17 protein-coding genes are annotated in these 19,372 nt (G+C 70.2%); 11 read left to right on the top strand and 6 right to left on the bottom strand.

The annotated features are described in order from the left end of the window. The 3 genes from AB0L65_RS60640 to AB0L65_RS60630 form a co-directional block, all read left to right on the top strand. Nucleotides 1-4,659, top strand: a 4,659-nt coding sequence (locus AB0L65_RS60640) for an RHS repeat-associated core domain-containing protein (RefSeq protein ID WP_364266412.1), incomplete at its 5' end; no start/stop codon positions are given. Nucleotides 4,660-4,767: 108 nt separating this feature from the next. Further along, complete coding sequence (locus AB0L65_RS60635) at nucleotides 4,768-5,526, top strand: SDR family NAD(P)-dependent oxidoreductase (protein WP_350730050.1); 759 nt, start codon at nucleotides 4,768-4,770, stop codon at nucleotides 5,524-5,526. A 161-nt stretch (nucleotides 5,527-5,687) separates the two neighbouring features. Continuing rightward, nucleotides 5,688-6,473, top strand: coding sequence for an alpha/beta fold hydrolase (locus tag AB0L65_RS60630; RefSeq protein WP_364266409.1), 786 nt, complete (start codon nucleotides 5,688-5,690; stop codon nucleotides 6,471-6,473). A 158-nt stretch (nucleotides 6,474-6,631) separates the two neighbouring features. On the opposite strand, the gene AB0L65_RS60625 is transcribed toward AB0L65_RS60630, so the two are convergent. From AB0L65_RS60625 to mce, 3 genes are all read right to left on the bottom strand, one after another. Then, complete coding sequence (locus AB0L65_RS60625; RefSeq protein WP_364266406.1) at nucleotides 6,632-7,780, bottom strand: AI-2E family transporter; 1,149 nt, start codon at nucleotides 7,778-7,780, stop codon at nucleotides 6,632-6,634. Between the two features lie 121 nt (nucleotides 7,781-7,901). Next, entirely contained in the window at nucleotides 7,902-9,185 is a 1,284-nt protein-coding gene (locus AB0L65_RS60620) for a DivIVA domain-containing protein (protein ID WP_364266403.1), read from the bottom strand. Between the two features lie 206 nt (nucleotides 9,186-9,391). Next, a complete protein-coding gene (mce, locus tag AB0L65_RS60615) occupies nucleotides 9,392-9,814 on the bottom strand; it encodes a methylmalonyl-CoA epimerase (protein ID WP_319712687.1) in 423 nt (140 codons plus the stop codon). Nucleotides 9,815-9,898: 84 nt separating this feature from the next. Between mce and AB0L65_RS60610 the strand changes: the two genes are divergently transcribed. The 4 genes from AB0L65_RS60610 to AB0L65_RS60595 all read left to right on the top strand — a co-directional run bounded on the left by AB0L65_RS60610 (nucleotide 9,899) and on the right by AB0L65_RS60595 (nucleotide 12,800). Beyond that, nucleotides 9,899-11,086 carry an acetyl-CoA C-acetyltransferase gene (locus AB0L65_RS60610; RefSeq protein ID WP_364266400.1) on the top strand — a complete coding sequence of 396 codons (1,188 nt, stop codon included), beginning with the start codon at nucleotides 9,899-9,901 and terminating at the stop codon, nucleotides 11,084-11,086. A 99-nt stretch (nucleotides 11,087-11,185) separates the two neighbouring features. Then, nucleotides 11,186-11,614, top strand: a complete 429-nt coding sequence (locus AB0L65_RS60605; RefSeq protein ID WP_364266398.1) for a hypothetical protein — start codon at nucleotides 11,186-11,188, stop codon at nucleotides 11,612-11,614. After that, entirely contained in the window at nucleotides 11,608-11,835 is a 228-nt protein-coding gene (locus tag AB0L65_RS60600; protein WP_364266395.1) for a helix-turn-helix transcriptional regulator, read from the top strand. The genes AB0L65_RS60605 and AB0L65_RS60600 overlap by 7 nt, the downstream gene beginning before the upstream one ends. Further along, nucleotides 11,832-12,800: an NAD(P)-dependent alcohol dehydrogenase gene (locus AB0L65_RS60595; protein WP_364266392.1), complete on the top strand. Its 969-nt coding sequence runs from the start codon at nucleotides 11,832-11,834 to the stop codon at nucleotides 12,798-12,800. Before AB0L65_RS60600 ends, AB0L65_RS60595 begins: the two co-directional genes overlap by 4 nt. 161 nt (nucleotides 12,801-12,961) lie before the next feature. On the opposite strand, the gene AB0L65_RS60590 is transcribed toward AB0L65_RS60595, so the two are convergent. From AB0L65_RS60590 to AB0L65_RS60580, 3 genes are all read right to left on the bottom strand, one after another. Then, nucleotides 12,962-13,114: a hypothetical protein gene (locus tag AB0L65_RS60590; protein WP_364266389.1), complete on the bottom strand. Its 153-nt coding sequence runs from the start codon at nucleotides 13,112-13,114 to the stop codon at nucleotides 12,962-12,964. Nucleotides 13,115-13,273: 159 nt separating this feature from the next. Further along, complete coding sequence (locus AB0L65_RS60585) at nucleotides 13,274-13,945, bottom strand: DUF4230 domain-containing protein (protein ID WP_364266386.1); 672 nt, start codon at nucleotides 13,943-13,945, stop codon at nucleotides 13,274-13,276. Nucleotides 13,946-14,020: 75 nt separating this feature from the next. After that, nucleotides 14,021-15,379, bottom strand: a complete 1,359-nt coding sequence (locus AB0L65_RS60580) for a hypothetical protein (protein ID WP_364266383.1) — start codon at nucleotides 15,377-15,379, stop codon at nucleotides 14,021-14,023. 230 nt (nucleotides 15,380-15,609) lie between these two features. Here AB0L65_RS60580 and AB0L65_RS60575 point away from each other — a divergent pair, with 230 nt between their 5' ends. Genes AB0L65_RS60575 through AB0L65_RS60560 form a run of 4 tightly spaced genes read left to right on the top strand, consistent with a single transcriptional unit; the run spans nucleotide 15,610 to nucleotide 19,212 of the window. Further along, nucleotides 15,610-16,131: a MarR family transcriptional regulator gene (locus AB0L65_RS60575; protein WP_364266380.1), complete on the top strand. Its 522-nt coding sequence runs from the start codon at nucleotides 15,610-15,612 to the stop codon at nucleotides 16,129-16,131. Between the two features lie 35 nt (nucleotides 16,132-16,166). After that, nucleotides 16,167-17,108, top strand: coding sequence for a tetratricopeptide repeat protein (locus AB0L65_RS60570; protein ID WP_364266377.1), 942 nt, complete (start codon nucleotides 16,167-16,169; stop codon nucleotides 17,106-17,108). A 9-nt stretch (nucleotides 17,109-17,117) separates the two neighbouring features. Further along, on the top strand, nucleotides 17,118-17,747 hold the full coding sequence (locus AB0L65_RS60565) for a cytidylate kinase-like family protein (RefSeq protein ID WP_364266374.1): 630 nt from the start codon (nucleotides 17,118-17,120) through the stop codon (nucleotides 17,745-17,747). Nucleotides 17,748-17,802: 55 nt separating this feature from the next. Beyond that, the gene (locus AB0L65_RS60560) at nucleotides 17,803-19,212 is read left to right on the top strand and encodes an NAD-dependent malic enzyme (RefSeq protein ID WP_364266371.1); all 1,410 of its coding nucleotides are present in this window, start codon (nucleotides 17,803-17,805) and stop codon (nucleotides 19,210-19,212) included. Nucleotides 19,213-19,372 lie beyond the last annotated feature (160 nt).

Genomic DNA, 19,372 nt, shown 5'->3' with positions numbered 1-19,372 from the left:
GCCGACCAGCTCAAGAAGGAGACCGCCAGCAGCTGGCCGGACGTCCCGTTCGACCAGATCTGTGACTCCGGCGTGAAGTGCACCGACCGCCTGGCGCCGACGTTCTTCACGCGCAAGCGCCTGACCAAGGTCACCACGCAGATCATCAACGCCTCGGGCCAGTACACCCCGGTGGACTCCTGGACGCTCGCGCACCAGTTCCCCGCCTCGGGCGACGGCATGAGCCCGGCGCTGTGGCTGGCGTCGATCCAGCAGAGCGGTCACGTGGGCGGCACGATCACGCTGCCCAAGGTCACGTTCATCGGTGTGCAGCTGCCCAACCGGGTGGACGCCAACGAGGGCCGCGCTCCGCTGGTCAAGTGGCGCGTGCAGGCCGTGAACAACGAGTCCGGCGGCGAGCTGCGCGTCAACTACTCCGCCGCCGACTGCAAGCCCGGCGACGTGCCCGCCGCCGACAAGAACGCCAGGCGCTGCTTCCCGCAGCGCTGGTCACCGCCGAACGAGGCCGAGGTGACCGACTGGTTCCACAAGTACGTGGTCACGCAGACAATGGAGGTGGACCGCGTCGGCGGCGCCCCCAACGTCGTCACCGACTACGAGTACCTCGACGGGACCGCCTGGCGCTACGCCGAGAACATCCTGGTCAAGCCCGAGCACCGCACGTGGTCGGACTTCCGGGGCTATGGCCGGGTCCGGGTGCGTCAGGGCGACGGCCAGGACACCAAGCGCACGCTGACGGAGTTCCGCTACTTCCGCGGCATGGACGGTGACAAGCAGGCCGACGGCTCCAAGCGCAGCGCGCAGGTCACGGACACCGAGGGCGTCAAGCTCGACGACCTCGACCAGTTCGCCGGCTTCGAGCGCGAGGAGGTCGTCTACGACGGCGACGGCGGTGCCATCCTGAGCGCCACGCTCGAGGCGCCCTGGTCCGTCAAGACCGCCGAGTCCACGCAGAGCGGTGTCACCAAGGCCGCCTACGTGGTCGAGCCCAAGTCCATGGTCGCCCGCACCGCGCTGGAGGGAGGCAAGTGGCGTCGTACCGGCGAGGAGCGCGAGTACGACACCAAGGGCCTGCTCACCCAGGTGGAGGAGAAGGGCGACCTGGCCACCACCGACGACGACCAGTGCACCCGCTACACCTACGCCCGCAACGACACCAGCTGGATGCTCGACTACACGAGCCGGATCCAGAAGGTCGCCGCCGGCTGCGGCACCGCCGTGTCCACGCTGGCCGCCGGTGAGGTCATCTCCGACCAGAAGGTCCAGTACGACAACAAGGCGTACGGCCAGGCGCCGACCAAGGGTGACGTGACCACCGTCGAGAACACCGTCTCCGGGGACGGCGCGACGATCGTCGAGAGCACCCACACCTACGACGCCTACGGCCGCGAGACCAGCGAGACCGACGCGCTGGGCACCAAGTCCACCACCGCCTACACCCCGACGGCGGGCGCGCCCCCGACCGAGATCACGGAGACCAACCAGCTGGGCCACGTCGAGCGCACCCTGCTCGAACCGGCCTGGGGCGAGCCGTACGCCGAGGTCGACGCGAACAACCGCCGCATCGACATGGAGTACGACGCGCTCGGCCGCCTGGTCAAGGTCTGGCAGCCCGACCGCAGCAAGGCGGCCAACCAGTCGCCCAGCACCGAGTACGCCTACTCGATGCGCACCGACGGTCCCAGCTTCGTCACCACGAAGACGCTGAACGCGGACGGCACCTACAGCGCGAGCCACGAGCTGTACGACGGCCTGATGCGCAAGCGCCAGACCCAGGAGCCCGCGCCCCGCGACGAGCAGACGCAGGACCCGGCGCTGCGTGACGGGCGCACGATCACCGACACCGTCTACAACTCGCTCGGCGAGGCGGCCAAGGCGAACACCGGCTACTTCGCCACCGGGACGCCCTCCACCGACCTGCTCGCCGTGGCCGACGTGGACGTGCCCAACCAGGTCGTGGTGACCTTCGACGGCAGCGGTGACGCCAACGCGCAGATCCTCAAGGCGAAGGGCCAGGAGAAGTACCGGGTCAGCACCACGCAGCAGGGCGACCGGGTCAACATCACGCCGCCGCCCGGCGGCACCGCCACGACCCGCATCGGCGACGCCGAGGACCGGCTCATCGAGTTGCGCCAGTACAAGGGCGCCACCCCGACGGGCGAGTACGAGTCCACGAAGTACACCTACGACCACGCCGGACGCCTGTCCACGGTGACCGACGCGGCGGGCAACGTGTGGAAGCACCACTACGACATGCGTGGCCGCGAGATCAAGATGGAGGACCCCGACAAGGGGGCCACCACGATGACGTACAACGACGCCGACGAGCTGGTCACCACGACCGACTCGCGCGGCAAGACGTTGTACTACGTCTACGACGCGCTGGGCCGCAAGAAGGAGCTGCGCGACGGCTCCGCGACCGGTCCGCTGCTCGCCGAGTGGCAGTACGACGCGCTGGCCAAGGGCCACATGAACGCCAGCATCCGCTACACGGGCGGGCAGGCGTACAAGGCCGAGATCAACGCGATCGACTCCGACTACCGCACGCTGCGCGAGACCGTCACCGTCCCCGAGCGGGAGGGCAAGCTGGCGGGTTCGTACCAGCTCAACACCCGCTACACGATCGACGACCAGGTCCAGTCCGTCAGCTTCCCGGCCGCGGGCGGCCTGGCGGAGGAGCAGGTCGTCTACACCTACGACGAGCTCAGCCAGCCGACCAAGGTCAGCGGCCTGAACACGTACGTGACCGCGACCCGCTACTCCAAGCTGGGCGAGACCCTGCAGCAGGAGCTGAGCACGGGAGGCAAGAAGACCTGGGTCACCTACACCCATGACGAGGGCACCCGCAGGATGTCCAGGATGCGGGTGGACAGGGAGGGCGCCGCGGCGACCGACCTGGACCTCAACTACAGCTACGACGCGGTCGGCAACATCACCAAGATCGCCGACAAGGGCGCGAGCGGCCAGGACACGCAGTGCTTCAAGTACGACCATCTGCGCCGGATGACCTCGGCGTGGACGGGCACGGACGACTGCGCCAGCGGCAGCCCGCAGTCCGACAAGATCGGCGGCGTGGCCCCGTACGCGCTCAGCTACGAGTACGACGCCACCGGCAACCGGACCAAGGAGATCAAGCACGCCTGGGGTGGCGCGGGTGAGACCACCCGTAGCTCCACCTACCCGGCGGCGGGCGCCAAGCAGCCGCACGCGCTCCAGACCGTCGGGTCGGACCTCTTCGAGTACGACGCCGCGGGCAACACCACCAGGCGCAAGGTCGGCAACTCCGACCAGAGCCTGGTCTGGGACGCCGAGGGCAACCTGGAGTCGGTGACGGAGGCGGGCAAGACGACGTCCTTCGTGTACAACGCGGAGGGCGACCGGCTGATCCGCAAGACGCCGACCGACTCCACGCTCTTCATCGACGACATCGAGTTGCGCTTCGACTTCGCCAAGGACGCCGTCGAGCAGACTCGCTACTACACCATCGGCGGCGAGCCCATCGCGGTGCGCACGCCGGACAACCAGGTCTACTTCCTGGTCAACGACCACCAGGGCACCGCTCAGGCGGCCGTGAACGCCGGGACCGGTGAGCTGGCCGTACGCAGGACGACGCCCTTCGGCGAGAACCGGGGATCGCCACCGGCGTTCTGGCCGGGGCAGCGCGGATTCGTGGGAGGCACGCAGGATTCCACGACCGGGCTGGTCCACCTCGGGGCCCGCGAGTACGACCCCAAGAACGGGCGCTTCCTGTCGGTCGACCCCGTCATGGAGGAGCAGAACCCGCAGCAGCTCAACGCCTACGCCTACGCCAACAACAGCCCCGTCACCATGAGCGACCCCGACGGCCAGCTGTTCTGGTTCGTCGCGGCGATCGTGGTGCGGGTCTCGGCGCAGATCATCGCCAGGAGGCTGGCGATGGCCGCCGCCAGGCGGGCCGCCATCGCGGCGGCGCGTGCGGCGGCGAGAAGGGCCGCCCTCGCGGCGGCACGGCGCCGGGCACTGGCGGAGGCCAGGCGGAGAGCCGCGGCCGAGGCCAAGAAGCGGGCCCTGGAGGCGGCGCGGAAGAAGGCCGCGGCCGCGGCCAGGAAGAAGCTCCAGGAACAGGCCAAGAAGAGGGCGGCCGAGCGGGCCAGGAAGGCGGCCACGGCACGGGCACAGCGGCGGGCCGCGGCGGCGGCGAAGAGAGAGGCGAGGAGAAAGGCCGCTGAGCAGGCGGCCAAGCGCCGGGCCGCGGCGGCGGCCAGGACGCGCAACAGGCGGGCCGGCCGGCTCCCCAGCGGGATCCAGCGGGCACGGCAGCGTCCGGCGCAGCGGCCGACCAGCCACAGGGCGCAGCAGCGGCAGTCGCCGCCCAGGGACAGCCGGCAGCCGATGCAGCCACGGCCGAGCCAGATCTACCGCAACGACGGCTCGACCCAGCCGACGCAGTCCTACACCGTCTACCGAGACGGCCGGATGTATCCGGACGGACCGCCGCCGGCGGCCCGGCCCGGCGGCTCCGGCCAGGGTGAACGTCAGATCTTCCGGCCGGAGAAGGTCGAGCCCGAGAACACGAGGACGGGCACGATCGCCGAAACCGGCTTCAAGGTCAACCAGTATCTCGACAAGAGCGGAATAGCCGACGCGCTCGACATCATCATCTGGGGCTTGGGAGGTTAGCCCCTACTGATCGGACACCGGCGCGGGACCCTCACAGGTTCCGCGCCGGTGGCGTTTTCGGGTGTCATGTCACTAGAATCTTGTTCGGTAAAGACTCGAGGAGGCAGCGTGGGCGCGTTCGATCTCAGTGGGAAGCAGGCTCTGGTCACGGGAGCGTCGAAGGGGATCGGGCGGGGCATCGCGCTCGCCTACGCCGAGGCGGGGGCCGACGTGGCGCTCGTGTCCCGCTCGGCCGAGAGCCTGGCCGAGGTGGCCAAGGAGGTCGAGGCGCTGGGCAGGCGCGCGGTCGTCATCCCCGCCGATCTCACCGACCGCGACGCCGCCGCGGGGGCCGTCGCGGCGGCGATCGACGGGCTCGGGCACCTCGACATCGTGGTCAACAACGCGGGTGGCTCCAACTTCCTCGTCGAGTTCAAGGACCTGCGGCTGTCGGGGTGGGACAAGCTGATGCGGCTCAACCTCGACTCGGCCATGATCGTCTGCCACACCGTCGCGCCTCACCTGCTGGAGCGGGGTGGCGGCACGGTCATCAACGTGGCGTCGGTGGCGGCGCTCGGCGCCCCCTTCCTCGCCCCGTACGCCGCCGCCAAGGCCGGGCTGGTGGCGCTGACCAAGACGCTGGCCGTGGAGTGGGCGCGGGCGGGGGTGCGGGTCAACGCGCTGTGCCCCGGCTGGACGGCCACCGACCTCAACCGGAACCTCTGGGAGGACGAGACCTCCGGCGCGGCCACGGTCGCCACCGTGCCCATGCGGCGCTGGGGGACGGTGGCGGAGATGGCCCAGCCGGCCGTGTTCCTGGCCAGCTCGGCTTCCGCGTACATGACGGGCCAGGTGCTGTTCGTGGACGGCGGCGCCACCGCCATCTAATTGGGTACGCGATTATTCGCCGGCCAATGCCAGTTTTATAGCCGACATTGGTGAAATGCCGCCTTTATGGGGAGCTTTAGAGAAGCAGTCTTCGATTTTCGGCAGATATAGGCATACGACATTGAGTGCTTGCGGCCGTGAACCGGGCTACCGTGTGGTCCGTGCAGCTCTACACGAGATCGGCCGGAACCGGGCTCCCGGTTGTGCTGCTTCACGCCTTCCCGCTCTCGTCGGCCATGTGGCTGGCCCAGCGCGAGGGACTGGCCAAGGCCTGCCGGGTCATCACACCCGACCTGCGCGGCTTCGGCGGGTCCCGCCTGGGTGACGACGAGCCGTCGCTCGACCTGATGGCCGACGACGTCGCCAGGCTGCTCGATGACGAGGGCATCGAGCGGGCGGTGGTGGGCGGGCTGTCGATGGGCGGCTACGTGACCATGGCGTTCTGCCGCCGGCACCCCGACCGGGTGCTCGGCGTGATCCTGGCCGACACCAAGGCCGGCGCCGACCCGCTCCCAGCGCGGGACAACAGGGAGCGCATCGCTCAGGCCGTGCTCTCCGAGGGCAGCGAGGTGCTGGTCAGCGAGGTGCTCCCGGCGCTCATCGGGCCGACCACGAGGGAGCGGCGGGCCATGGTGTTCGGGCGTGTCAAAGGGCTCGTGCAGTCCGCGCCGCCGGGCGCGGTCGCCTGGGCGCAACGGGCGATGGCCGCGCGGCCCGACTCGTTCGACACGCTGAGCGCGCTGAAGGTGCCGCTGCTGGTCGTGGTGGGGGAGGAGGACGAGCTCTCGCCACCCGCCGACGCGGAGGCGATGGCGCGCGCCGTACCCGACGGGCGACTGGAGATCATCCCGAAGGCGGGCCATCTGAGCGCGGTGGAGCAGCCCGAGGCGTTCAACACGGCGATCACCGAATTCCTCCGCACCGACCTCGCCACCCCCCGCCCCTGACCCCACCCGGCGGCCAAGGGACAACGGCTGCCCGCCCGCGCACGCATCCCCGGCCCGAAGGACCTCAGCCCTCCCTCTCCCCGAAGGAGCTCAGCCGGAGTGAGACGGGCGACGGGGGCGCGGTCGGCAACCGGACTCGGCCCCTCCCCGGGAGGCCCTCAGACGTGGTCCTGGCGCGGCAGGACCACCTCCCGGACGATCAACGCGATGGCCGCCGCCACCGGAATGGCCAGCAGCGCGCCGACGATCCCCAGCAGCGCCCCGCCGAACAGCGCGGCGATCACCGTCACCGCCGGCGCCACGTCCACCGAGCGCTTCATCACCCTCGGATAGATGAAGTAGTTCTCGACCTGCTGATAGATCACGAAGAAGACCGCGCACGCGATCCCCGCGGGCACCGACTGCAGCAGCGCGACCCCGGTCACGAGCACCGCGCCGATCGTGGCGCCCACCAGCGGGATCAGGTCCGTCAGCGCCACGACCAGGGCGAGCGCGAGCGCGTACTGCACTCCGGCGATGGACAGGAAGATCCAGGTCAGGAAGCCCGCGATGACCGAGATGAGCACGTTGCCCGCCACGTACCCGCCGATGCCGGAGAGGATCTGCTCGCTGATCGCCCTCGTCCGGGTCCTGCGGGAGGCCGGTACGAGCTTGAGCAGGTAGTCCTTGATCGTCTGCAGCGAGCCGAGGAAGTAGAGCATGAGCACCAGCAGCGTCACAGTGGTGTAGACGCCGTTCAGCACCACCAGCCCCGCGCCCATGATGCCGCTGGCCAGCGACGGCCCCAGCGTGGACGTCAGGAACGTCTTGAGCTGCGCCAGGATCTGGTAGTCGGCGTCGAGCTGGTGCAGCGTCGGATTCTTGCCGAGCTCGGTGACGTACGTGGGCACCGCCGCCACGAACTCCGACAGCTGCTGGCTCACCGGCGGCACCACGGCCAGGCCGAACAGCGCGAACGCCACGATGACCCCGGCGAACACGATCGAGATCGCCCCCCGCCGGGCCAGGCCGCGGCGCTGCAGGGCCTCGACGGCCGGGTTGAGGCCGACGGCCAGGAACATGGCCACGACGACCAGGATGATCGTGCTCAGCGACGCGACGACCATCTGGGCGATCGCGATCGCCGTCAGCACCCCCAGCCCGCCGACCAGCCCGAACAGGAAGGGGCCGCGGGCGAGCGGCTTCCCGGGCAGTCCGTACGGCTGAGTGCCGCCGTCACCCTCCTGGGCCGGGGCAGCTCTCTTTGCGGTCGTGGATTCTGCGGACTCGGTGGGCTCCGGGGCGGTGGGATCGACATCCGCGGACAAGGTGACACTCCCGAGATTGTCGGTAAACAGCAAAGAGAGAGCCTAGCGACCATTGGATCGCCAGGCTCTCTCCAGCCTGCTCTTCAGCCCCCGTGTGCAGTCCCGACCTGTGGGCCGGTGGTTACTCCTGCCACCATTCGGCGTCGTCCTCGGACTTGCTCTCGGCCTTCGCCGCGGGCGTCGTGGCCGGGGCCTCCGACACGGGAGCGGCGAGCGCCGGCTTGGCCGGGGCCGCCGTGACCGCGGGCTCCGGCTCCATGCCGGGCAGGGCCGCGCCGCCGAGCAGCTGGCGCAGCTGGGCGAGGTGGCTGGTGATGCTGTCGCGCTGGCGGGTGAGCTCGTCGACCTGGCGCTGCATGGTCGTGCGGGTGCGCTCGGCCTCGTTCTTCGCCTCGGTGACGATCGTGTCGGCGCTCGTCTTGGCCTCGGCCACGATCGTCTCGGAGCTCTTGCGGGCGTTGGCGACGAGCTGCTTGGCGTGCAGGTCCGCCTCGCGGCGGGTCTGCTCGGCCTGCTGGGTGGCCTTCGTGGCCCGCGACTCGGCCGTGGCCGCGCGCTGCTCGGCCTCGGCGACCATGCGCTGGGTGTTGGCCTGGGCGGTGGCGTGGCGCTCGGCCTCCTGGCGCTCGGCCTCCTCGCGGCGGGAGGCGAGCTGGATCTCGAACTCCGCCTCGTCCTGCGCCCGCTTGGCCTCCGACTCCTCCAGCACCCGCTGAGCCTGCGCGCGCATCTCGTCGGCCTGCCGCTTGGCGGTGGTCAGCACCTCGTCGCGCTCGCGCTTGGTCGAGGCCCGCAGCTGGGCGACCTCGCGCTCGGCGGTGGTGCGGAGCTTGGCGATCTCCCGCTCGGCGTCGGCCCGCTTCTCCGCCACCTCGTGGTCGGCGGTGGCCCGCAGCTTGGCGACCTCGCGATCGGTGGTGTTGGTCAGCTCGTCGGCCTCGCGGCGGGCGGTCGAGCGGGTCTCCTCGGCGTCGCGGTCGGCGGCGGAGCGCATCTCGTCGCTCTCCCGCGTGGCCACGGCGCGCTTCTCGGCGGCCTCGGCCTCGGCGGCGGCCCGCATGTCGGCGGCCTCGACCTTGGCCGCGGCCTTGATCTCGTTGGCCTCGGACCTGGCGGCCTGGACGAGCTCCGTGGCCTGCTCCTCGGCCAGGCGGAGCAGCTGCTCGATGCGGGCGCCGAGACCGGAGTAGGTGGGGCGCTCCTGCTCCTGCAACTGGCGCTGGGAGTCGGACAGGTCGCGCTGCAGGCTCGTCACCTGCTCGCGGGACTGCCGTAGCTCTCCGTCTAGCTGCTTCAGATGATCGTGGACCTGATGCCGGTCGTAACCGCGGAGCACCACGTCGAACTCGCGTGCGGGGGCGTCCTCGAAGAAATTGTTGAGCTGGGCGTCGATGTCGGACTGCATGGAGGCTCAATCCTGGGTTGTCGAGACGGCTACACGGGCCGGACGGGGGGTTCGGGGCATCCGATCCAGGAGCCGGTGCCAAAGGGCAGGCTCCATGTCCGGTGGAAGGTCAAGCGTACTCCGCTGGTGCCACCTGCGAAGCCCCGTCCAACTTTCTGCGTGACTAGTTACATATGAACGTTTTTTAACATTTGTCAGGTCCGGCGTTAGGGCTTGGCCGCCTGCACCAACTCCGTCAGCATTCCTCCCACGTCCTTGGGGTGCAGGAACGCGATCTCGGAGCCCATCGACCCGTGCCTGGGACGCTCGTCCAGGAGCCTCACACCCTTCTCGTTGATCTTAGCCATCGCCTGGGCGACATCGGGAACCCCGAATGCCACATGATGGACGCCCTCGCCACGCTTAGCGAGGAATTTTCCCACAGGGGAGTCCTCAGAGAGAGGTTCCAGAAGCTGAATGTAGGAGCCCCCACCTTCTCCGTCGGAGATGCGCAGCATGGCCTCCTTCACGCCCTGCTCCTCGTTGACCTCCCTGGCGACCACGGTCAGCTCGAACGTCTCCGAGAAGAACGCGATCTTCTCTTCGATGTCCTTGCACGCGATTCCGATGTGGTCGATCCGCATGAACATATGTGGCCCACCTCCATAGCGAGCGTCCGCCTACTCGTGGGTATGGTGTCAAAGAACCCGACGTGAGCGTAGGAGGCCCCTGTCATGTCCAGTTCCGTCATCGTGGCCGGAGCTCGAACGCCCATCGGCAAGCTCCTGGGATCCCTGTCCGGGCTGGCCGCCGTGGACCTCGGGGGCGTCGCCATCAAGGCCGCGCTGGAGCGTGCCAGGGTCGCGCCGGAGGCCGTCGAGTACGTCATCATGGGCCAGGTCCTGCAGGCCGGCGCTGGCCAGATCCCCTCCCGCCAGGCCGCCGTCAAAGCCGGCATCCCCATGACGGTCCCCTCCGTCACCATCAACAAGGTCTGCCTGTCGGGCCTGGACGCCATCGCGCTGGCCGACCAGCTCATCCGCGCGGGCGAGTTCGACATCGTGGTGGCCGGCGGCATGGAGTCCATGACCAACGCCCCCCACCTCCTGCCCGGGTTGCGCAAGGGCGTCAAGTACGGCGGTTCGCAGGTCGTCGACTCGATGGCCCACGACGGGCTGTTCTGCGCGTTCGACCAGCGCGCGATGGGCGAGTCGACCGAGCACTACAACGCCCGGCTCGGCATCGGCCGCGAGGAGCAGGACGCGCTGTCGGCCCGCTCCCACCAGCTGGCCGCCGCCGCCATCAAGAACGGCCTCTTCGACGAGGAGATCGTCCCGGTGGAGATCCCGCAGCGCCGCGGCGAGCCGCTGATCGTCAAGGAGGACGAGGGCGTACGCGGTGACACCACCCCGGAGACCCTGGCCAAGCTCCGCCCGGCCTTCGCCGCCGACGGCACGATCACGGCCGGCTCCGCCTCGCAGATCTCGGACGGGGCCTGCGCCGTCGTGGTCATGTCGAAGTCGAAGGCCGAGGAGCTGGGCCTGGAGTGGCTGGCGGAGATCGGCAGGCACGGCAACGTCGCGGGCCCGGACGCGTCCCTGCAGTCCCAGCCGGCCAACGCCATCAAGCACGCGCTGTCGAAGCAGGGCGCGACGGCCGGCGACCTGGACCTGGTGGAGATCAACGAGGCCTTCGCCAGCGTGGTCCTGCAGTCCGCCAAGGAGCTGGGCGTGCCGCTGGACAAGGTCAACGTCAACGGGGGCGGCATCGCCCTGGGCCACCCGATCGGGGCCTCGGGCGCGCGGATCGTGCTGACGCTGGCGTACGAGCTGAAGCGCCGGGGCGGCGGCCTGGGCGCCGCCGGGCTCTGCGGCGGCGGCGGCCAGGGTGACGCGCTGATCATCTCGGTCCCCAAGCAGTAGGAGTCCTCGCGGGCCCCGGGGAGAGCCCCGGGGCCCTTCTCGCGCTCGGCCATGTAAAGAATTCTAGACACGAAGTCCGGGATGTTTTACATTCGAGGCATGGCATCCGAAGAGAGACGCGCGTGGATCATGGCCGTGGTCTCGGTCTGCGCGTACGGCACGTACGTCGCGATCGTCCTCGGCCGAGCAGGCGGCACCTCCATCGCGGAGGTGCCCTACGCGGCGACGCTGCTGTGGAGCATCGGAGGCGCGATCGCGGCGACGATCGTCCTCGACATAGCGCTCTCGGCGGTCTTCCGCCGAGGCGCCGGGATGAAGGACCAGCGTGACCGTGAGATCTGGCGCTACGGCCAATACGCCGGCCAGTGGTGCCTCGTTCTGGGCGGGCTGGCGGCGTTGTGGATGGCCCTGGCCGAGGTCGGCTACTTCTGGATCGCGAACGTGATCTACCTGGCGTTCGTGCTGTCGTCGGTCCTGGGGTCCGCGCTGAAGATCGTCGCCTACCGCCGGGGCCTGCCGTCATGGTGAAGCCCACCAAGGTCACGAACTCGATCCGGGCCCTGCGGTTCGCCGGCGGGGAGATGACGCAGGCGGAGCTGGCCGAACGGGTCGGCGTGACCAGGCAGACCATCATCGCCGTCGAGCAGGGCCGCTACTCGCCGTCGTTGGAGATGGCGTTCCAGATCGCGCGGGTGTTCGGGGTCCCGCTCGATGACGTGTTCCACTATCCAGAGGGGGAGTCGCCATGAAGGCGATCGTTCAGGACGCGTACGGGACCGCCGATGTCTTGAAATTTCGGGACATTGAGAAGCCGTCGCCCGGTGAGACCGACGTGCTGTTACGCGTGCGCGCGGCCGGGCTCGACATGGGCGTCTGGCACATGATGACCGGCATCCCGTACCTGATGCGCCCGGCGATCGGGCTGCGCGCGCCCAAGGGCCGGCCCGGCACCGACGTCGCGGGGGTCGTCGAGGCGGTCGGCGCGGGCGTGACCCGGTTCCGGCCCGGCGACCGGGTGTTCGGCACGTGCGGCGGCGGGGCCTTCGCCGAGTACGCGTGCGCCCGCGAGGACCGGCTCGCGCCGATCCCGGGCGACCTCGCGTTCGAGTCCGCGGCGGCCGTGCCGACCTCGGCCATCACCGCCCTCCAGGCCCTGCGCGACCAGGCCCGGGTGCGGGCGGGGCAGCGGGTGCTGGTCATCGGCGCGGGCGGGGGAGTGGGGACGTACGCGGTGCAGCTCGCCAAGGCGTCCGGGGCGGAGGTCACGGGCGTGTGCAGCGCGGCGAAGGCGGACCTCGTACGGTCGATCGGCGCGGCCGAGGTCGTCGACTACGCCCGCGAGGACTTCGCCGGCCGGGGGAGCCGCTACGACGTCATCGTCGACACGGCGGGCAACCGCCCGCTGCGCCACCTGCGCCGAGCCCTCACGCCCCGCGGAACGGTGGTCATCGTCGGCGGCGAACGCGGCGGGCGGTGGCTGGCCGGCACCGACCGCCAGCTCCGGACGGTGCTGCTGGACCCGTTCGCCCGCCAGCGGCTGCGCGTGGTCTTCATGTCGTTCCGAGAGGCCGACCTGCGAGCGGTGGCGGAGCTCGTCGGCTCCGGTCAGGTCACGCCGGTGGTCGACCGGACGTACCCGCTCAGCGAGGTCCCCGAGGCCATCCGCAGCCTGGAACGGGGACAGGTGCGTGGCAAGGCCGTCATCACCGTTTGAGCGCCCTCGGCCCGGACAGCGCGATGCCCCGGTCCGACCAGGAATGGACCGGGGCTCCGCGATGCAGGGACCCACCAGGATTCGGGTCCCTGACGTCGCCCCCTACGGGGGCTGTTCAGCCCGGCCGCGAGGGAGGGTGCGGCCGGGCTGCTTGTGGACGGTCATGAGGCGAGGAACCTGGCGAAGACCGAGCGGTTGCGGCGCTCCGGCCGCAGGCTCTTCTGCGCCTCGCGCACCCGCCGCTGCTCGGCCGCGGCGCGGCGGAGCTCGGAGGCGTGGTGCTGCATCACGGTGTACTCGAGTTCGGCGTTCATGGAGGCCCCTTGTGGCTCGTGGTTCTTCCCTGCACTCTTAAGACTCCTCCTAAGGCCCTCCCGGACACATCGGGCGGATGCCTTATCTCCGGACGTAAGGCCAGATAGGAAGGTACTTAGGCAGGCGCGCCAGGCGACTAAGGCGCCCGTGAGTCGTCCTTAGGGCTCGTCCGTGAACTTCACCGTGACCTTCGTGAAGCCGAGCGACTTCAGCAGGCCGGTCATCATGGCCTTGGTGTTGGTGTCCGCCCTGGCGCGCAGGTCGCTCGCCACCGCCGCCTCGGTGATCTTCTTCTCCGCCAGCAGATAGAGCTCCCGCTGGTCCCCTGGCGACCCGGACAGGAAGTCCTGCACCCGGTCGAACAGCCCGCGCTGCTGCGCGTACACGTACGAGCGGCTGTTGTCCAGGTTGGGCTTCTCCAGCTGGGCACGGGGCAGGAGCACGGTCGCCTGGGTGCGGTCCTCCGACACCGTCACGGCGTTCCCGGCCAGGCCGGAGAAGTCCACGTACGCGTCCACCCCGCCCGCCCCGACGAACAGCGTGCGGGTGCCCTTGATCGCGTCGGGCAGGAAGTTGGCGTCCTTCTCCAGGTCCACGACCACCTGGAAGTTCCCCGTGGCGGCCTCGAAGCGGCTGAGGTCCTTGATGGACTGCAGGAGCACCGGCTGACTGCGGTCGATGGCCTGTTCGCCGAGCGGGTTGAGCCAGGTCCAGGCCAGGCGGCCGCCCACCACGAGCAGGACCGCCAGGACCAGGAAACCCGCCACGTATCGCCACCTGCGGCGCCGCGCGGTGGTCACCTCGAGCGGCGTCGTACGGGAAGTCGTCATGGGTGCATGACTACCCGTCGGGCGATCATCATTGCCAGCCGTTTGGTGACATCTTCCGATCCATCCATCCGCCGCCTAGCTCAGACCGGCCATGGACGTGCTGGGGGTCGAGTTCGGTGTGCCTTCGCCCTCCGGGTACACGGGGTAGACGTGGCTCGACTCCGGCGTCGGGCGGGCCGACGGCGCCACCTGCGGCCGCGCCGCACCGCCGCCGCCGAAGTACATGCTCGACAGCCCGCAGTTCTGGAAGTCGCTGTAGAACATCCGCAGCCACTCCCTGCGCTGGTGCTCGCTCAGCCACGAGAACCACGACGCCGCGTACTGGTGCTCGGGCAGCGGCCCGCCGGGCAGGGGCTCCCCGCGCAGCCACGCCATCACGATCTCCCGGTAACCGTCCGCGACCGTGCCGGGGCAGCGGGCGGCCAGGGACTCGATGTACTCGTACGCCGCCTCCTCCGCGAACCCCGCGGACAGGTCGGGCACGTGGACGGGCGCCAGGCCGTTCGAGGGCTTCAGCTCCTCCTCCAGCGGCCGCTGCTCCACCCGCGTGAACGCGGCGGGCGTCCCCGCCAGCCGGGAGGCGATCTGCGTGAACGCCGCCCCCAGCTCGGTCAGCCCCGCCCGCATCCCCGGGTGCACGCACACCGTGATCGGCCAGTCCTGGCAGCTGTAGGCGATGTCCACGGCCGCGGCCGGCTTCGGCTGGGCCAGCACCCGCGACACGCCCATCCCGGCCGCCAGCACGGACAGCAGCGCGCACGCCAGCACCAGCGCCTGCCTGGTCACCAGCGCCGCCCAGCCGAGCAGCAGCGCCGCCGTGATGCCGAGCAGCCAGATCGTCTGGTCGAAGAACGGCGCCCCGCTCAACCCCTGGAACAGGTCGTACGGCTCCCCGGTGCCGGGCGCCAGCTTGTCCGCCCAGCCCCGGTCGTCGGCCAGCCACGAGAACAGTCCATAGCAGGCCAGCCCGGCCAGCGGCGGCGTGAACGCCTTGGGCACCACCCAGCCGGCCACCCAGCCGATCACCGAGTAGAGCGCCAGCCCCGCCATGCCCATGCCCAGGCCGGACAGGCTCAGCCGCCCCGACTGGTCGGTGAGCACCGTCTTGACCGCCAACACCAGCACCGTCGCACCGAACGACCCGAGCACCACCACCACGATCGCCAGCGGCGCCTTGAGCGCGCGCCACGTCGTGAGCGGGCGCCCGCGCAACGCCCTGCGCTTGCGCAACGCCACCCACGCCGCGAACGCGGCGGCCACCGGCCCGGTCATCCGCAACGAGCCGATGACCGCGGCCACGATGTTCTCCCACGCGTCCACGCCAGGTATCAGGACATTCCACGCCGCCAGCAGCCCGATCGCCAGGAGCACGGCCACCGTGACGGCCGCGCTCTGCTTCAGCTCCTCTCGTGAAATGCCCGCGTGCTCACGCACCCTTTTCCCCGTTGACCTTCATCAAGCACCCCCCGTGCCCCTCGGCAAGGCCGAAGCGAATGAGTCCGGCCTGTCCCCACAGGCCGATGGACTTGGCTTCTGCGTCACCATACGTACGAGAACCATAACTGAGCGTGATGATTGACGTCCGGATTCTTGGTCAAGCGGGGAAGCCTGTCGCTCCAGGTCACCAGACGAACCGGGACGAGGGGCGCGCTACCGTATGCGCTGTGTCGCACCCCAAGCCGCTCAACCTGCCGTTCGACCCCATCGACCGGGCCGCGGAGAGCTGGCGTGCCCACTTCGGGCCCTCCTCCGCCATGGCCGCCGTGACCTCGATCATGAGAGCCCACCAGATCCTGCTGTCGCAGCTCGACTCGCTCCTGAAGCCGTACGACCTGACCTTCGCCCGGTACGAGGCGCTGGTCCTGCTGACGTTCAGCAAGGCAGGCGCGCTCCCGCTGTCGAAGATCGGCGAGCGGCTCATGGTCCACCCCACCAGCGTCACGAACACGGTGGACAGGCTGGAGAAGTCCGGGTTCGTCTGCCGGCTGCCCAACCCGCGGGACGGGCGCGGCGTGCTCGCCGAGATCACCAAGACCGGCCGGGACGTCGTGGAGCGGGCCACCCGCGACCTGATGGGCGCCGAGTTCGGCCTGACCATGTACGCCGAGGACGAACTCGACCGGATGTTCACCCAGTTGCGCACCCTCCGGGTGGCGGCGGGCGACTTCCAAGAGGGCGGCGGGTGACTGCGCCGCCCCGGTGATGCGGCAAGATGAAGAGCATGGCGGACTTCTCTAGGCCCGGGTCGCTCTACGGAGCGATTGACCTGGGCGCGCGCAAGCAGGCCCTCGAGGCGCAGGCCCGGCGGGAGGCGGCGGGTCCCCAGGCGGCCGCGTCGGCCTCGATCGTGGACGTGACCGAGGAGACGTTCACGACCGAGGTCATCGACCGCTCGATGACCACGCCCGTGGTCCTCGACCTGTGGTCGCCGCGGGCGCCGGGCAGCGCCCAGCTCAGCCCGGTGCTGGAGAAGGTCGTCGGCGATCTCGGCGGCCGGGCCGTGCTGGCCAAGGTCAACGTCGACGCCAGCCCGCAGATCGCCCAGGCGCTGCGCGTGCAGGCCGTGCCGACCGTGCTGGCCATCTTCCAGGGGCAGGCCGTCACCGGCTTCCAGCAGGTGCTGCCCGAGCAGGAGGTGCGCCGCTGGCTCGACGAGCTGATGGGCGCGGTCGAGCAGTTCTACCAGGCCAACCCCGACGCCCGGCCCGCGGCGGCGGAGCCCGGCGAGCAGGAGGCGCCCGCGGGGCCGCCCGCCGACCCCGACCTGGTGGCCGCCGAGCAGGCCATCGACGGCGGCGACCTCGACGCGGCCGCGGCGGCGTACGAGCGGCTGCTGGCCCGCGCGCCGGGCAACGAGGACGCCAAGATGGGCCTGGCCGGCGTCAGCCTCATCAAGCGCACCGAGAGCGCCGACCCCGCCGACGTCCAGCGGCGCCTGCAGGACCCCGCCGACATCGAGGCGCAGTTGCTCGCCGCGGACCTGGAGATGCTGTCCGGCTCGGTCGACGAGGCGTTCGGCCGCATCATCGCCGTGGTCAAGCGCACCTCGGGCGACGAGCGCGACAAGGCCAGGCGCCACCTGCTCGGCTTGTTCGACGCGTTGCCGGCCGACGATCCATCTTTGGCGAAAGCACGTAGAGCTTTGGCGAGCGCACTGTTCTAACCTGGGTGTATGCGGGTCGTCACCATATCCGCGACATACGGCACGGCCGGTAGCCAGATCGGCCCGGCCGTCGCGGAGCGCCTCGGCGTGCCCTTCGTCGACCGCGCCATCCCCAGCGCGGTCGCCCAGGAGCTGGGCTGCACGCTGGAGGAGGCGCTCGCCCACGACGACCGGGCCGAGCACGGCCTCGGGCGGTTGCTCTCGGGGGCGATGCGGTTGCCGACCGTCACGTTCGGCGGCGTCGACATGTACGTGCCCGGCGCGATGCCGTACGCGCCGGAGGAGTTCGTCCGCCGTACCGAACGCATGCTCAAGGACATGGCCCGCGACCAGGGCGGGGTGTTCCTCGGCCGGGCGGGGGCCATGGTGCTGGCCGATCATCCGGGCGCGCTCCACGTCCGGCTCGACGCGCCGATCCAGCGCAGGATCCGGCAGACGGCCACGCTGTCGGGGATGAGCGAGCGCGAGGCCCGCCGGGTCATCGAGGACAACGACCGCGCCCGGATGGCCTACGTACGGCACTTTTATCGGGCGGATCCGACGGATTCCTGTCAATATCATCTGGTCGTGGACAGCACCACAATCCCCGTTCCCACCTGCGTCGAGCTCATCGTCACGGCGGCCGAGGCACTGGATTGACCTGGCGCCCCCTATCATGGGGGAATTCTTGGTCAGTCCCGAAGGAGCGATTGACGTGGCGACCGTCCCGAGTGTGTCGTACTCCATCACCGTGCGTCTCGAGGTGCCGGCCGGCGGCAAGGCCGTCAGCCAGCTCACCCACGCCGTAGAGTCGGCCGGGGGCGTGGTCACAGCCCTCGACGTCACCAACGCGGGCCATGAGAAGCTCCGCATCGACGTGACCTGCGCGGCCAGGGACACCGACCACGCCCAGGCCATCGTCGACCAGCTCGAGGCGGTCGAGGGCGTCGTCATCCACAAGGTGTCCGACCGCACGTTCCTCATGCATCTCGGCGGCAAGATCGAGATGAAGTCCAAGGTGCCGCTGCGCAACCGCGACGAGCTGTCCATGGCCTACACCCCGGGTGTGGCGCGCGTGTCGATGGCCATCGCGCGCAACAAGGAGGACGCCCGGCGCCTGACCATCAAGCGCAACACGGTGGCCGTCGTCACCGACGGCTCGGCCGTGCTGGGCCTGGGCAACATCGGCCCCGAGGCCGCGCTGCCGGTCATGGAGGGCAAGGCGGCGCTGTTCAAACGTTTCGCGGGCATCGACGCCTGGCCGATCTGCCTCGACACGCAGGACGTCGACGAGATCGTCCGCACGGTGCAGGTGATCGCGCCCGGGTTCGGCGGGATCAACCTGGAGGACATCGGCGCGCCGCGCTGCTTCGAGGTGGAGCGGCGGCTGCGCGAGCTGCTCGACATCCCCGTCTTCCACGACGACCAGCACGGTACGGCGATCTGCGTGCTCGCGGCGCTCACCAACGCGCTGCGGGTGGTCGACAAGGACATCGCGACCGTCAAGATCACCATGGCGGGCGCGGGCGCGGCCGGCAACGCGGTGCTGCGCCTGCTGCTGGCCGCCGGCGCGCGCAACGTGGTCGTCTGCGACTACCTGGGCGCCGTCCACCGCGGGCGCGACGACCTCGACGAGTCGCTGCAGTGGATCGCCGACCACACCAACGCCGAGGGCTACTCGGGCGACCTGCGGGGGGCGGTCAAGGACGCCGACGTCTTCGTCGGCGTCTCGGCGCCGGGCATCCTGACGGGCGACGACATCGCGACGATGGCCAAGGACGCGGTGGTGTTCGCGCTGGCCAACCCGGAGCCCGAGGTGTCGCCTGACGACGCGCGCGAGCACGCGGCCGTGGTGGCCACGGGGCGCTCCGACTACCCCAACCAGATCAACAACGTGCTGGCCTTCCCGGGCGTCTTCCGGGGGCTGCTGGACGCGCAGGCCAACGGGGTGACGCAGGAGATGCTGCTGGCCGCGGCCGGCGCCCTCGCCGCCGTCGTGACGCCGGAGGAGCTGGGTCCCAACTACATCGTCCCCAGCGTCTTCCACCCCGACGTGGCGGGCGCCGTCGCGGCGGCGGTGCGCGAGTCGGCGGGCGGGCGTGCGCGCGGCTTCACCGAGGCATAACAAGCATCATTTTTTACGGCGGAGCACGGGCGGCGCCAACCGCCGCCCGTGGCGTGAGAAGCATTATTTTTTACGGCGGAGCACGGGCGGCGCCAACCGCCGCCCGTGGCGTGAGAAGCATTATTTTTTACGGCGGAGCACGGGCGGCGCCAACCGCCGC

It is taken from the genome of Nonomuraea sp. NPDC052116 (genome assembly GCF_040680035.1).
Lineage (GTDB): Bacteria > Actinomycetota > Actinomycetes > Streptosporangiales > Streptosporangiaceae > Nonomuraea > Nonomuraea angiospora_A.
Note: the sequence above shows the minus strand (reverse complement) of the source record. Positions and strands in the feature narration are given on the sequence as shown.

Excerpts from the sequence above, each read along its gene's own strand:
- AB0L65_RS60620 (WP_364266403.1), bottom strand. The coding sequence starts at position 9,185 with ATGCAGTCCGACATCGACGCCCAGCTCAACAATTTCTTCGAGGACGCC.
- mce (WP_319712687.1), bottom strand. The coding sequence starts at position 9,814 with ATGTTCATGCGGATCGACCACATCGGAATCGCGTGCAAGGACATCGAA.
- AB0L65_RS60610 (WP_364266400.1), top strand. The coding sequence starts at position 9,899 with ATGTCCAGTTCCGTCATCGTGGCCGGAGCTCGAACGCCCATCGGCAAG.
- AB0L65_RS60605 (WP_364266398.1), top strand. The coding sequence starts at position 11,186 with ATGGCATCCGAAGAGAGACGCGCGTGGATCATGGCCGTGGTCTCGGTC.
- AB0L65_RS60600 (WP_364266395.1), top strand. The coding sequence starts at position 11,608 with ATGGTGAAGCCCACCAAGGTCACGAACTCGATCCGGGCCCTGCGGTTC.
- AB0L65_RS60595 (WP_364266392.1), top strand. The coding sequence starts at position 11,832 with ATGAAGGCGATCGTTCAGGACGCGTACGGGACCGCCGATGTCTTGAAA.
- AB0L65_RS60590 (WP_364266389.1), bottom strand. The coding sequence starts at position 13,114 with ATGAACGCCGAACTCGAGTACACCGTGATGCAGCACCACGCCTCCGAG.
- AB0L65_RS60585 (WP_364266386.1), bottom strand. The coding sequence starts at position 13,945 with ATGACGACTTCCCGTACGACGCCGCTCGAGGTGACCACCGCGCGGCGC.
- AB0L65_RS60570 (WP_364266377.1), top strand. The coding sequence starts at position 16,167 with ATGGCGGACTTCTCTAGGCCCGGGTCGCTCTACGGAGCGATTGACCTG.
- AB0L65_RS60565 (WP_364266374.1), top strand. The coding sequence starts at position 17,118 with ATGCGGGTCGTCACCATATCCGCGACATACGGCACGGCCGGTAGCCAG.